This is a genomic window from Streptomyces sp. NPDC002888 (assembly GCF_042888465.1).
Lineage (GTDB): Bacteria > Actinomycetota > Actinomycetes > Streptomycetales > Streptomycetaceae > Streptomyces.
In genome coordinates this window covers 184,754-197,866 of the sequence record NZ_JBIAPU010000014.1, presented here as the reverse complement: position 1 = coordinate 197,866, position 13,113 = coordinate 184,754, and the positions used below count along the sequence as shown (strand labels likewise).

General features: G+C 72.6%; 13 protein-coding genes and 1 pseudogene. 7 read left to right on the top strand and 7 right to left on the bottom strand.

Going from position 1 to position 13,113, the window contains the following annotated elements:
- Positions 1 to 33 precede the first annotated feature (33 nt).
- The gene (locus ACFYWX_RS23620) at positions 34 to 1,041 is read left to right on the top strand and encodes a zinc-binding alcohol dehydrogenase family protein (protein WP_389426103.1); all 1,008 of its coding nucleotides are present in this window, start codon (positions 34 to 36) and stop codon (positions 1,039 to 1,041) included.
- A gap of 99 nt (positions 1,042 to 1,140) precedes the next feature.
- Positions 1,141 to 2,028: an aminoglycoside phosphotransferase family protein gene (locus ACFYWX_RS23615; protein WP_389426047.1), complete on the top strand. Its 888-nt coding sequence runs from the start codon at positions 1,141 to 1,143 to the stop codon at positions 2,026 to 2,028.
- Positions 2,029 to 2,096: 68 nt separating this feature from the next.
- On the opposite strand, the gene ACFYWX_RS23610 is transcribed toward ACFYWX_RS23615, so the two are convergent.
- A complete protein-coding gene (locus tag ACFYWX_RS23610; RefSeq protein ID WP_389426046.1) occupies positions 2,097 to 2,579 on the bottom strand; it encodes a VOC family protein in 483 nt (160 codons plus the stop codon).
- A 111-nt stretch (positions 2,580 to 2,690) separates the two neighbouring features.
- On the opposite strand from ACFYWX_RS23610, the pseudogene ACFYWX_RS23605 reads away from it, so the two are divergent.
- The 3 genes and pseudogenes from ACFYWX_RS23605 to ACFYWX_RS23595 form a co-directional block, all read left to right on the top strand.
- Positions 2,691 to 2,834 (top strand): annotated as a pseudogene (locus ACFYWX_RS23605) (epoxide hydrolase); the annotation flags it as partial.
- Positions 2,835 to 2,943: 109 nt separating this feature from the next.
- The gene (locus ACFYWX_RS23600; RefSeq protein ID WP_389426045.1) at positions 2,944 to 3,582 is read left to right on the top strand and encodes an ATP-dependent Clp protease proteolytic subunit; all 639 of its coding nucleotides are present in this window, start codon (positions 2,944 to 2,946) and stop codon (positions 3,580 to 3,582) included.
- Position 3,583: 1 nt separating this feature from the next.
- On the top strand, positions 3,584 to 4,180 hold the full coding sequence (locus tag ACFYWX_RS23595) for a ClpP family protease (RefSeq protein ID WP_389426044.1): 597 nt from the start codon (positions 3,584 to 3,586) through the stop codon (positions 4,178 to 4,180).
- A gap of 29 nt (positions 4,181 to 4,209) precedes the next feature.
- Here ACFYWX_RS23595 and ACFYWX_RS23590 read toward each other — a convergent pair whose 3' ends face one another.
- Positions 4,210 to 4,608, bottom strand: a complete 399-nt coding sequence (locus tag ACFYWX_RS23590; protein WP_389426043.1) for a helix-turn-helix domain-containing protein — start codon at positions 4,606 to 4,608, stop codon at positions 4,210 to 4,212.
- A gap of 305 nt (positions 4,609 to 4,913) precedes the next feature.
- Here ACFYWX_RS23590 and ACFYWX_RS23585 point away from each other — a divergent pair, with 305 nt between their 5' ends.
- Positions 4,914 to 5,801: an RNA polymerase sigma factor SigF gene (locus ACFYWX_RS23585; RefSeq protein ID WP_389426042.1), complete on the top strand. Its 888-nt coding sequence runs from the start codon at positions 4,914 to 4,916 to the stop codon at positions 5,799 to 5,801.
- 117 nt (positions 5,802 to 5,918) lie between these two features.
- On the opposite strand, the gene ACFYWX_RS23580 is transcribed toward ACFYWX_RS23585, so the two are convergent.
- Positions 5,919 to 6,383: an ATP-binding protein gene (locus ACFYWX_RS23580; RefSeq protein WP_389426041.1), complete on the bottom strand. Its 465-nt coding sequence runs from the start codon at positions 6,381 to 6,383 to the stop codon at positions 5,919 to 5,921.
- A 115-nt stretch (positions 6,384 to 6,498) separates the two neighbouring features.
- On the bottom strand, positions 6,499 to 7,680 hold the full coding sequence (locus tag ACFYWX_RS23575; protein WP_389426040.1) for a DUF6777 domain-containing protein: 1,182 nt from the start codon (positions 7,678 to 7,680) through the stop codon (positions 6,499 to 6,501).
- Positions 7,681 to 7,860: 180 nt separating this feature from the next.
- Here ACFYWX_RS23575 and ACFYWX_RS23570 point away from each other — a divergent pair, with 180 nt between their 5' ends.
- Complete coding sequence (locus ACFYWX_RS23570; protein WP_389426102.1) at positions 7,861 to 9,117, top strand: streptophobe family protein; 1,257 nt, start codon at positions 7,861 to 7,863, stop codon at positions 9,115 to 9,117.
- A gap of 10 nt (positions 9,118 to 9,127) precedes the next feature.
- Here ACFYWX_RS23570 and ACFYWX_RS23565 read toward each other — a convergent pair whose 3' ends face one another.
- The 3 genes from ACFYWX_RS23565 to ACFYWX_RS23555 are packed head-to-tail and all read right to left on the bottom strand — an operon-like array spanning position 9,128 to position 13,092.
- Positions 9,128 to 10,111, bottom strand: coding sequence for a serine/threonine-protein kinase (locus ACFYWX_RS23565; protein WP_389426039.1), 984 nt, complete (start codon positions 10,109 to 10,111; stop codon positions 9,128 to 9,130).
- The gene (locus tag ACFYWX_RS23560; protein ID WP_389426038.1) at positions 10,111 to 10,692 is read right to left on the bottom strand and encodes a hypothetical protein; all 582 of its coding nucleotides are present in this window, start codon (positions 10,690 to 10,692) and stop codon (positions 10,111 to 10,113) included. Before ACFYWX_RS23560 ends, ACFYWX_RS23565 begins: the two co-directional genes overlap by 1 nt.
- A gap of 57 nt (positions 10,693 to 10,749) precedes the next feature.
- Positions 10,750 to 13,092 (bottom strand): FHA domain-containing protein, encoded by a 2,343-nt coding sequence (locus ACFYWX_RS23555; protein WP_389426037.1) that lies wholly within the window; start codon positions 13,090 to 13,092, stop codon positions 10,750 to 10,752.
- Positions 13,093 to 13,113: the final 21 nt, after the last annotated feature.

Genomic DNA, 13,113 nt, shown 5'->3' with positions numbered 1-13,113 from the left:
CGGGGCGGTGGCATGGCGGACGCGGACGGGACGATGGGCGCGTGGTCGGTGGTGGCGCCGGGCCCGGTCGAGGACGGCTCCCTGCGGCTCGTCGAGAAGCCGGTGCCCGTGCCCGGCGCCGACGAGCTGCTCGTGCACATGCGCGCGTGCGGGGTGTGCCGTACCGACCTGCACGTCACCGAGGGGGATCTGCCGGTGCACCGGCCGGGCGTGACGCCGGGGCACGAGGTGGTGGGCGTGGTGGCGGGGCTCGGGTCGGCGGTGCGCGGCTTCGCGCTCGGCGACCGGGTGGGCGTGGCCTGGCTGCGCCGCACGGACGGGACCTGCGGGTACTGCGCGCGCGGGTCGGAGAACCTGTGCCCCGGCTCGCGGTACACCGGCTGGGACGCCGACGGCGGTTACGCCGAGTACACGACCGTACCGGCGGCGTTCGCCTACACGCTGCCCGGCGGCGTCGACGACGTGGCGCTCGCGCCGCTGCTGTGCGCGGGCATCATCGGCTTCCGCGCGCTGCGCCGCGCCGCCCTGCCGTCGGGCGGACGGCTCGGCCTGTACGGCTTCGGCGGCAGCGCCCATCTGTGCGCGCAGGTGGCACTGGCCGAGGGCGCCACGGTGCACGTCCTGACACGCGGGGCGGCGGCGCGGCGACTGGCGCTCGGCCTGGGGGCCGCCTCCGCGGGCGACGCGTACGACCCGCCGCCCGAGCCGTTGGACAGCGCGATCCTGTTCGCCCCGGTCGGCGACCTGGTGCCGGTCGCGCTGCGGGCCCTGGACCGGGGCGGCGTGCTGGCCGTCGCGGGCATCCACCTGAGCGACGTGCCGCCGCTGCGCTACGAGAGCGAGCTGTTCTACGAGAAGGAGCTGCGCAGCGTCACCTCCAACACCCGCGAGGACGGGCGGGAGTTCCTGGCGCTGGCCGCCCGGCACGGCGTACGCGCGACCACACACACCTATCCACTGTCGCGGGCCGCCGAGGCGCTGGGCGATCTCAAGGCCGGCCGTTTCGACGGGGCAGCCGTCCTGGTGAACGACCTTTCCTGAGCGCCGCCCTCCGGCGTGCGCACCTCCAGGGCCCTGACGGGGCGTCCAATTCGGTCGACAACCCGGCCGTCGGAACGGTGTCATGGGCACGTGTGTGCCATGAACATGAAGATGCGGCCGGACGAGATCGACCTCGACGCCCCGCTGGTGGCCGGGCTGATCGCGAAGCAGTTCCCGCGGTGGGCGTCGCTGCCCGTGGAGCGGCTGAAGTCCTCCGGCACGGAGAACGCGATGTTCCGGCTGGGCACAGACTTCGTCGTGCGGCTCCCCCGGTATCCGGGTGCCGTTCAGAGCGTGGAGCACGAACAGCGCTGGCTGCCCCGGCTCGGACCGCGGCTGCCCGTCGCGGCGCCCGAGCCGGTGGGACTGGGCGGGCCCGGCGCGGGATTCCCGTGGCCCTGGTCGGTGTACCGCTGGCTCGACGGGCGCAATCCCGTCGCGGGCGCCGTCGAGAAGCCCACGGCGCTCGCCGAGGACCTCGCGGCGTACATCACGGCCCTGCGGGGGATCGATGCGCGGGGCGGGCCGCCCAACCACCGTGGTGTCCCCCTGGCCTCCCGGGACGAGTTCACCCGCTCCGCGATCGACCAGCTGGGGGGCAGGGTCGACACGGACGCGGTGACGGCCCTGTGGGAGGAGGCCCTGCACGTCCCGCTGCGGACCGCGCCGCCCGTGTGGGCGCACGGTGATCTGTCGCCCGGGAACGTGCTGGTCGGGGACGGGCGCCTGGCGGCGGTGATCGACTTCGGCAGCGTGGGCGTGGGCGACCCCGCCGTCGACCTGATCGTGGCCTGGAACCTGCTTCCGGCGTCGGCCCGCGCCACCTTCCGGGAGGCGGTGGGCGCGGACGACGCCGAGTGGGCGCGTGGCCGGGGCTGGGCGCTGTCGATCTCCCTCATCCAGCTGCCGTACTACTGGGACACCAACCCGGTGCTCGCCGAGAACTCACGGCATGTGATCGGGGAGATCCTGGCCGAGGCCGCGTAGCGCCCCGGGCCGCGTGGGGCCGGCCTCGAGGGCATGGGCCGGCCGGGCCCGTGCCCTCGGCGGGTCGGTCACTCGCCGTCGTACGCCTTCTTCAGGGCGGCGATGTCGAGCTTGCCCATGGCGAGCATGGCCTTCATGGCCCGGGCGGCCTTCTCCTGGTCGGGGCCGGTGACCATCTCCATGAGCGCGCTGGGGACGACCTGCCAGGACACGCCGTACTTGTCCTTGAGCCAGCCGCAGGGGCCGGGCTCGCCGCCGCCCTCGAGGAGCTTGTTCCAGTAGAAGTCGACCTCCTCCTGGTCGGCGCAGTCGATCTGGAAGGAGATCGCCTCGTTGAACTTGAACTCGGGGCCGCCGTTCAGTGCGACGAACTTCTGGCCGTTCGCCGTGAAGTCCACGGTGAGCACGGACCCGGCGTTGCCCGGTCCGGCCTCGGTGTAGCGGGTGACCTTCCCGACGCTGGAGTTCTTGAAGATCGACACGTAGTGGTGGGCGGCTTCCTCGGCCTGGCCGTCGAACCAGAGACACGTGGTGAAACCGTCGGTGGTCATGAGTACCTCCTGGGGCGTGGAACGCGGTCACCTGTATCGACCGATCCTCGCCGCGGAACTCATCGGTCGGGCGGCCGACTGATCCGGATGGCCGTAGCACCGACACCCCCTGTGCGGCGCAACGCCGAGCGCACCGAGAACCTGGTGCGCTGGACGGAGTTCGACCGGGGCGGCCATTCCGCGGCGCTGAAGGAGCCCGACCTGCTGGTGGACGACGTACGGGCGTTCTTCCGGCAGCTGCGCGAGAAGAGCTGAGCGCACACTCTGCCCGTGGCGAATCTGCCCCGGGCAGAGAAACCGCCTGCGGACGTCACCGGCGGTCAAGAGTGGGGTCGACGGCATCCCGCGACCACGAGGAGACCCGATGCCTGCACTCAACATGCTTGCCCCGCGGGCCGAGGAGGGCGACACCCCTCCGACCCGCTTCGACGACCATCTGGCCGCCCAACTGCTCGCCCAGCGCATCGTTCTGCTGGGCACCCAGGTCGACGAGATCTCCGCCAACCGGGTCTGCGCCCAGCTGCTGATCCTGTCGGCGGAGGACCCGCGCACCGACGTCAGTCTCTACATCCACAGCCCCGGTGGGTCGGTGCACGCGGGCCTCGCCATCTACGACACGATGCGCCTCATCCCCAACGACGTCTCCACGCTCGCCATGGGGTTCGCGGCCAGCATGGGCCAGTTCCTGCTCTCCGTCGGGGCGCCCGGCAAGCGGTACGCGTTGCCGAACGCGCGCATCATGATGCACCAGCCGTCGGCCGGGATCGGCGGCACCACCGCGGACATCGAGATCCAGGCGGAGAACCTGGAGTTCACCAAGCGGACCATCGAGCGGATCACCGCCGAGCACACCGGCCAGACCCTGGAGACGATCGCCCGCGACGGCGACCGGGACCGCTGGTTCACGGCCGAGGAGGCCAAGGCGTACGGCATCGTGGACCGGGTCGTCGAGTCGCTGACCGACGTACGCCCCGCGTCCGCCCGACGACGGATGGGACTGTGACATGGGGACGTACACGATTCCGAACGTCGTCGAGCGGACCCCGCAGGGCGAGCGGTCCTACGACGTGTTCAGCCGGCTGCTGTCGGAGCGGATCATCTTCCTCAGCACCGAGATCGACGACGGCGTCGCCAACGTCGTCATCGCGCAACTCCTCCATCTGGAGTCGGCGGCGCCGGAGAGCGAGATCGCGATCTACATCAACTCGCCCGGCGGCTCGTTCACTTCGCTGATGGCGATCTACGACACGATGACGTACGTGCAGGCGCCGATCTCGACGTTCTGCGTCGGGCAGGCCGCCTCGACGGCGGCCGTGCTGCTGGCCGGAGGGGATCCGGGGCGGCGGTTCGTGCTGGAGCACGCGCGGGTGCTGCTCGGCCAGCCGGCCAGCGGCGGACGGCAGGGCACCGTCTCCGATCTGGCGCTCCAGGCCCAGGAGATGGTGCGGATCCGCTCCCAGGTCGAGGAGGTACTGGCCCGGCACACCCGCCACGACATCCCCACGCTGCGCGCGGACATGGACCGCGACAAGGTGTTCACCGCACAGGAGGCGGTGGCGTACGGGCTGGCCGACGAGGTGCTGAGCCGGCGCGTCCGGTGACGGTCTGAGGCGCCGGCCCGCGGGGCTCGTCAGGCGGCCAGGCAGAGCCCGTTGTACGCCGTCGTGCTCGGGCGGCCGCTCCTCGCGGAGGTCCGGGTGAGTTCACTGTGCGCCCGCGACAGCAGGTCGCCCAGGCCCAGGCCGAGCGCCTGGGCGGCGGCCGCGAGGACCTCGGAGGAGGCCTCCTTGCGGCCGCGCTCCACCTCGGACAGGTAGGGCATGGAGATCCGGGCGGCCTCCGCGACGTCCTTCAAGGTGCGTTCCTGGGCGAGGCGTTCGCGTCGCAGGACGTCACCGATCAGGTCGCGCCACAGGGGTTCCCGGGGTGCCGGTGCGGGGGCCGGCGCCGCGGGGCGGGCCGTCCCCTTCGGCGCGGGCGCGGGGCGCAGGGGGATGACGCGGGCTTGGTCGGTCGCTCGGCTGGTCACCCCCTCAGACTAGGAGGCCGTGCCGCCGCCGGAGCCGCTCACGCGTTGCGCCCTCGGTGGAATCGGACGAAACGCCACGGCTCCTGATCGGTCACCGGCCCCGACACGGGCTGCGAAGCGGTGATGTCACAACATAGAGTGAGCATCAGCACCCTGCGTGCACGCCGCAGCGATTTTTCGTCACTCCCACGGTTCAGGGGGCATGCGATGCGGAACCCCGGGTATTCGCCGTTCAGAGGGCCACGCGCCCTTCTTTGCGCAGCGGAGAGAAGTACACGTCGAACCGTGACTTTTAGGGAGAGGCAATGCACACCGCCGTGATCGGGTCGGAGGCTCAGGTCGTCGAGAAGACCGCCGGGACCAGCACGGGTGGCGGACCACTGCCCGGTGTCGAGCAACCGCGGAGCGTGGCTCCGCGGGACGCGCGGGAGCTGTCGAGGCAGTTCTTCCGGCGCCTCGCGGAACTCGAAGAGGGCACGCACGAATACCAGTACGCCCGCAACACCCTGATCGAGATGAACATCTCCCTCGTGCGCTTCGCGGCCGGGCGGTTCCGGGGCCGTGGGGACGACATGGAGGACATCGTCCAGACCGGCATGATCGGTCTGATCAAGGCCATCGACCGGTTCGAGCTGTCGCGCGAAGTCGAGTTCACGTCGTTCGCGCTCCCCTACATCGTGGGTGAGATCAAGCGTTTCTTCCGGGACACGACCTGGGCGGTGCACGTTCCCCGGCGGCTGCAGGAGCTGCGCGTCGAGTTGGCCAAGGCGCGTGACGAACTCTCCAGCCGTCTCGACCGGGAGCCCACCGTGGCGGAGCTCGCCACGCTGATGAACCTCTCCGAAAACCAGGTCGTCGAGGCCCAGATCGCCGCCAACGGGTACAACTCCTCGTCGCTGGACGCCGCGCTCACCGGCGACGGCCCCGAGAACGGCGAGGCGGTCCTCGCCGACTTCATCGGAGTGGAGGAGGAGGGGCTGCGACTCGTGGAGGACTTCCAGTCGCTCGCCCCGCTCATGGCCGAGCTCAGCGAACGCGACCGGCAGATCATCCACATGCGGTTCGTCGAGGAGGCCACCCAGGCGGAGATCGGCGAACGGCTCGGCTGCTCGCAGATGCACGTGTCCCGCCTGATCAAGCGCATCATCACACGGCTCCGTGAGGGGATGCTGGGCGAACTCGGCTGCGCCTGACGCCAGGGCGCGCCCCTGGACGACGGATGCCGTCCCACTCGAACGACGGATGCCGTCCCGCTCGAAAGGCGGGGCGGCATCGACGGTCCCGGTCCCGCCGCACGTGCGCCGCGGCGGTCACTCCTCGGTCGGCCCGCCCAGCCGCATCACCGCGCTGACGCGCTTGCCGACCGGCACCCGCTCCGCGGTGACCTCCGCGGCCAGCGCGTGGACGATCTCCAGGCCGTGTCGGCCGACCCGTACGGGGTCGCGCGGGAACCGCAGGGGCAGGGCGACGCTGCTGTCGTAGACGCTCACCGTGACCACGTCGTCGGTGCCTTCCAGCTCCAGGATGTACGGCCCGTTGCTGTGCCGGTCCGCGTTGGTGACCAGCTCGCTCACCACCAGGAGCAGTTCACCGCCCAGCCGCGCGTCGATCGTGGCGCACCACTCGGTCCTGAGCGTGTCGACGAAGTGCGCGGCGAAGGTGCGTGCCTCGGCGATGCATCCCGGTTCACCCGTGTAGTGCGCCGCCCGCCGTAGCGGATCCACGGGGACGTCGAAACCAGTTGGTATCACTGCCCCGTCCAGGTGCTCGATCATGCGGTTCTCTCTCGGAGGCCGGCCTGGCCGGACGCTTGCTGCACCTGTGCTCGTACCCCGAGCCGGGCAGGACACTCCCGGGACAGTTACGCCCTCGTCGAACGTGTGTGGCGTTTCACGATCCGGGCGTCTCGGGCGATGCGGGCGCCGAGGGGGAGTCGGGTGCCGGTGACCCGCTCGTGCCGGGCCGGGAGGACGGCGTGTCGGCGGAGGGTGTGTCGGACGGCGGCGGCTCGGAGGAGGGCGACGACTCGGGGCTCGAGGGTGCCACGGGTGCGGGCTTCGACGTCGGCGGGCAGGCGGGCGAGGAGACGCACGGCGCCGGGGAACCGGATGCGGACGGCGCGGTGGAGACGCTCACGGACGGGGAGACCGGCTTGCCGTGCCCGTCGGTCTTGCGGTCCTTGTGGCCGGTGTCGCCCCGGGGGCGGGCGATCCACTCGTGGCGCTCGGGGTCGTAGAGGACGAACACGTTGATCACCGTCGTCGCGGGTGCGACCACGACGACGTTCGAGGGGCGGTACGACGGCCAGGAGTCGCCCGTCCGCTTCGGGGTGCCCTGCTGGGCGATCGCGGGCGTGAGCGGGTTGCCGCAGGCGCAGCGCACGCGGGGGACGCCGCGGTCGTCGACGAGGACGGCCGTGCCCGCCTGCAGGACGGCCTGGTAGGGGGTGGCGGCGCCGTCGCGGTAGCCGTGATTGGTGACCCTGGTGTCCATACGCAGCTGTACCGGGGTGAGCGAGCGCAGGTGGGCGGGGACGCCGGAGGGCTCGACGCCGACGACCGCGGCGAACGCGCTGTTCTTGCGCGGCTGGGCCCGCAGGGCCTCGATCTGCTTCTCCACGTCACAGCTGGAGACGTTGCGGGTGCCGCCGTACAGCCCCCTCGCGCCGCCGTCCACGCCCCGTACCGCGCCCGCGGGGGCGGAGTCCGTGGCCGGGGGCGGGGTGACCGGCGGGGTGGAGCTGTCCTTGGCCGTCGACTCGGTGAACGGGTCCGGGCCGGTTTCGCCGGCGGCCTGGAGGAAGACCTCACCGCTGCCGCCGCCGGAGCCGCCGTCGGTGCGGGTCAGCACGACGGCCAGGACCACGGCGGCCACGACGGCCGCGGTGGCGGCGACGATCCGGGGCGTGGACCTCCACCAGGGCCTGTGCGGCTCCGGCTCCTCGGCGCCGCCATCGTCGGGCTGCGAGGGCGGGGGCTGCGACGGCGGTCCCGAGGGCGGCTGCGACGGACCGGACAGCGGACCGGAGGGCGGTCCCGTGGGGCGCCCGGAGGACGGCGGTTCCACGCTCACGAGCTCTTCCTCCCGGCAGGGTGACGCACGGACCTACGCCACGTTGTGAGCCGTTTGCCTGCACGTTCATCCATTGTGTGCTCCGGGGCCGCGCCCCTCGCAAGCCGACGGCTCAGCGGCGGGGCGGCTCGGCAGGCGCGGGGAGCGTGGGCTGCTTAGCGTGGCAGGGTGAGTTCGCTGATGCGGTCCGAGCGGGCGGTGGCACGGCATGGCTGGGTGCAGGCCGGGGGCGCCATGCTGGCCGGGGTGGTGGCCATGGGGGTCGTGGCCGCGCTGGGGTTGTGGGCGGCGGGGGCGTCGGACCTGCCGGACGGGGCGTTCCCGCGGGTCGTCGCGGCGACCGTGGTCACGGCGGTCGGCGGCACCGTCGAGCTGTCCGGGAACGCCGGGGACCTCGCCGGCACCGAGGCCGGGCTGACCGTGCTCCCGCTGTCGGTCACCCTGACGGGCGCGGCGGCGATCGCCGCCGGATTCCTGCGGCCGCTGCGGCACCGCGCGGTCACCGGCACCCGGGAGTTCGCCGGCTGGGCGGCCCGGATCGCCGTCGTGTGGCTGCTCGCCCTCCTCGCGCTGTCCTTCGGCGCCCGCCAGACGTTCACGCTCTCCGTGGGGGACGAGACGATCGACGAGCTCGGCGACGTCTTCGGCGTCACTCCGAAGGTCGGCTTCACCACGGACGTACCGCCGACGCTGTTCTTCGGCCTGCTGTGGCTGGCCGGCGTACTGGTGCTCGCCCTGCTGGTGGCGCGCGGGGCGCCGCTGCCGGCTCGTCTGCTGCGCTTCCAGGAGTCGGTGCGTCCGGCCGCGTACGCCATGGTCGCCCTGCTGCTCACGTGCGTGGCCCTGGGGGTCGTCGTCGCCCTCGTCGTCGCGGTGACACGCGGCCACCCGGTGGAGACGCTGGCCGTGATCCTGCTCGGGCTGCCGAACCTGGTCTGGCTCGCGCTGACGATCGGCCTGGGCGCCACCTGGAACGGCCGCGTGGACGGCCCGTTCGGGCTGCCCATGCCGCACGTGCTCGACGAGGTGCTGCGCTCCCCCGACACCGCCACGCTCAACCTGCGCACGCTGGCCGAACAGGACGCCCGGGTGTGGTGGCTCGTCGCCGTCGACGCGGTGCTGCTCCTGGCCGCCGCGTTCGTGATGGCGGCCCGCTCATCGGCCCGCACGCGCCCCTGGCAGCACGCGGTGCACATGGCGGTCGCCCTCGCCCTGGCGGTCCTCATGATCTGCCTGGTCGGCCGGGTCGACGCGCACTACGGCCTGTCGGTGCTGGGCATCGAGGACCTGGTCGGCGGCCTCTCCGGAGAGCTGTTCCTGCGGCCCGAGACCTGGACGGCGGTGGGCCTCGCCCTGCTGTGGGGGCTGGTCGCCGGGTTCCTGGGCGGGCTGCTCGCCCGTGGGGTGCGGCGGCGGGGCGAGGCGCCCGGGGGGTGACGGAGAGCGGTCAGGCCCGTCTGCGGAAGACCGGCTCCGCCCACCCCGGCGGCGGCTTCGGCCCGTCGCTCCGCGCCCTGCGGTCCACCTCCGTCGGCGGGTGCCCGGCCTCGGTGGCCCGGCGCCCGGCCGAGCGCAGGGCCGCGACGAAGGCGAGGCAGGAGTCGTGGCGGTCGTCGGGGCTCTTGGCCAGGGCCTCGGCGAACACGGCGTCGACCTGTGGAGGCAGGTCCGGGCGGGCCTCGGTCAGGGGTGGCGGGTCGGCGTACTGGTGGGCCCAGAGCAGGGCCATGTCGTCGTCGCGCCGGAAGGGCGGGCGGCCGGCCAGGGTCTCGTAGACGACGCAGGCGAGGCCGTAGACGTCGCAACGGCCGTCCACCGGGCGGCCGGAGATCTGTTCGGGAGCCACATAGTCGAGGGTGCCGACGAACTGGCCGACCGATGTGAAGCCGGTCAGGGACAGCGACTTCTTCGTCAGGCCGAAGTCGGTGAGGTAGACGTGCTCGGGATGGTCGCTGTCGGTGCCGCGGGCGACCAGGACGTTGCCGGGCTTGACGTCCCGGTGGACCAGCCCGTGGTCGTGGGCCGCGTCCAGCGCTGAGGCGACCTGCCCCGCGATGCGCACGGCGGTCGGCAGCGGGAGGGGGCCCCGCCGGTCGAGGAGGTGGCGCAGGTCGCTGCCGGAGACGTACCGCATCGCGATGTACAGGACACCGTCGGTCTCGCCCGCCTCGTAGATGGGCACGATGTGCGGGTGGTCGATCGCGGCGGCCACCCGGGACTCGTGGGTGAAGCGCTGCCGGAAGGTGTCGTTGCGGGCGAGTTCCGGGGCGAGCAGCTTGAGGGCGACGGTGCGGTCCAGGCGCAGGTCCCGGGCGCGGTAGACGACGGCCATGCCGCCGCGGCCGATCTCGGCCTCGACGCGGTAGCCCGCGACCCGTCGGCCGATCAGCTCGGCGGGCCGGCCGGAGAACAGGCTGCTCTCGCGCGCCATCAGGAACCGCCGTCGGGCGGCGTCACGACGCGGGTCGGGGCGTGGCCCGGGTCCCCGCCAAAGGGCTCGGCGGCAGGCTGGGCGACGTGCTCCGCGGCGGGCTCCGCGTCCGTGGCGCAGGTGCTCAGGCGCATGCCGTCGCCGTACACCCACCGCCCCTGCACGGTGTCGTACAGCCACACGGACTCCCCGTCGACGACCACCCCGATCCGCAGGTCCTGGGTGCGCTGCCGGAAGGACTCACCGTCCAGGCCTCCGGCCGCGAGGGCTTCGACGGCCGCGCGGTAGTCCCCCAGGGCCTGTTCGGCGCGGGCGAGCAGGGGGCGCGGATCGGCGACGTCCGCGAGGGGGTCGTCGGCGACGGGCGGGTCCTGGGGTACGGCGACCAGGAAGCGGCCGTCGACCCAGGCCGACCAGCCGTTGGCGCACAGGATGTGCCCCCAGTCGCCGCGCCGCTCAAGGAGTTGCACCGGCAGCAGCGGGTCGAGCGGCACGGTGGGGCGGGCCGGGTCGGGGGCCTCCCAGGCGGGCATGCCGTGCCGCGGGACGACGTGCGTGGGCCGGAAACCGGGAGTCGTCATCGCACCGCCCACTTCCTGCTTCCTTCTTCCTGCTTCCTTCTTCCACATCAAGACTCTCTACTTCCGCATCACGACGGGTTCGTGCCGGCGCAGCAGCCGGGACACCACGAAGTAGAAGAGGGCCGACAGGACGACGAGCATGGCGATGTTGAGCAGCCACACCCCCGTCGAGTGCCGGAAGAGCGGGTCTCCGGTGAGGTCGCCGGGCACGATCCGGGCCAGGTCGACGGTCCCGGCCATCGCGCCGAGCGCCCACCGCGAGGGCACCAGCCAGGCCAGCTGCTCCAGGCCGGGCACGCCGTCCAGCTTCAGCAGCGCGCCGCAGAAGACCACCTGGACGATGGCGAGCAGCACCAGCAGCGGCATCGTCACCTCCTCCTTGCGCACCAGCGCGGAGACCAGCAGGCCCAGCATCATCGCCGTGAAGGCCAGCAGGGCGACGGCCACGGCGATCTCGACGAGCGGCGGCAGCAACACACCGTCCCCGCCCGGCGCGTTGAGGTCGACGCCGTAGAGGGCGACCAGGGTCAGCACCACGGCCTGCAGGACCGTCACCGTGCCCAGCACCACCACCTTGGACATCAGGTACGCCGATCTGGACAGGCCCACGGCCCGCTCCCGCTGGTAGATCACGCGTTCCTTGACGAGTTCGCGCACCGCGTTGGCCGCGCCGGTGAGCACGCCGCCGACGCACAGGATCAGCAGCGCGTTCATGGCGGTGTCGCGGGTGAGCGCGCTGCCGGCCAGGGCGCGGGCCATGGCACCCATCACGAAGGGCAGCGCGACCATGATGACCAGGAAGGTGCGGTCTGCGCCGAGCGCGGCGGTGTAGCGGCGGACCAGGGTGCCGAGCTGGGCGCCGCGGCTGCGGGGCCGGGGCGGCATGGTCATGATGACGGGCTCGGAGCGGGGCAGGCGGGGCTGCGCGGTCGCGTCGGCGACGTACTGGTGCTGGAAACGGGAGGCGCGGTACTCCCCCGCCCAGTCCCGTTCGGTGTCCCTTTCGAAGGCCTCGAAGGCCTCCGGCCACTGGGTGAAGCCGAAGAATTCCAGGGCCTCCTGCGGCGGGCCGTAATAGGCGATCCTGCCGCCGGGGGCGAGCACGAGGAGCCGGTCGCAGACGTCGAGGCTGAGGACGCTGTGGGTGACGACGATGACGGTACGGCCGTCGTCGGCGAGGCCGCGCAGCATGTGCATCACCGAGCGGTCCATGCCGGGGTCGAGCCCGGAGGTCGGCTCGTCGAGGAAGAGCAGGGACGGCTTGGTCAGCAGTTCCAGGGCGACGCTGACCCGCTTGCGCTGACCGCCCGAGAGGCTGTGCACGTGCTGCCGGGCGCGCTCTTCGAGCCCGAGTTCGCGCATGACCTCGTCGACCCGTTCCCGGCGCTCGGCCTTGGCGGTGTCCTGCGGGAAGCGCAGTTCGGCGGCGTAGGACAGGGCGCTGCGCACCGTCAGCTGGGAGTGCAGGATGTCGTCCTGCGGGACCAGGCCGATGCGCTGGCGCAGTTCGGCGTAGTCGCGGTAGAGGTCGCGGCCGTCGTACAGGACGGTGCCGTGGTCGGCGGGCCGCTGGCCGGTGAGGGCGTTGAGCAGCGTGGACTTCCCGGCGCCGCTGGGACCGACGACCGCGAGCAGGCACTTCTCCCCCACCGGGAACGACACGTGGTCGAGCAGCGCCCGGCGGCCGTGGTCGACGGCGACGGTGAGGTCCTGTACGTCGAGGGAGACCTCGCCGGTGTCGACGTACTCCTGGAGCTGGTCGCCGACCAGGCAGAACGCCGAGTGTCCGATGCCGACGATGTCGCCGGGGCCGATCCGGGCCCGGTCCTCGACGCGCTGGCCGTTGAGGTAGGTGCCGTTGTGGCTGCCGAGGTCGGCGATCTCGTAGGTGCCGTCCGGCAGGGAGTGCAGCTCGGCGTGGCGGCGGGAGACGACCAGGTCGTCGAGGACCAGGTCGTTGTCGGCGGCGCGCCCGATGCGGACGGCGCGGGTGGGCAGCGGCCGTACGGACGTGGGCTGCCGGTACGTTCCCGTCAGGACGGGGTTCGAGACCGCGGACAGACGCTCCGGTGCCGGCGGTGACCGGCCGGCCAGGACGGCGCACGGGCCGTCGGAGGGACTGCCGAAGCGGATCACGCTGCCGGGGCCCACGCCTCCCTCATGGACGCGGCGGCCGTCGGCGTAGGTGCCGTTGGTGCTGCGCTCGTCCTGCAGCGTCCAGTGGTCGCCGTCCGGCCGCAGGACCGCGTGGTGCCAGGAGACCCGGGCGTCGTCGAGGACGATGTCGCTGAGCGGGTCGCGGCCGACGTGGTAGGCGTGGCTCGGGCTCATCACCACGGAGCCCGTCTCGGTCTCCAGCACGAGTTCGGGCGCGGTCGAGGCGACAGGCCGCTCCGCCATGTCAGGATTCTACCGATTCGC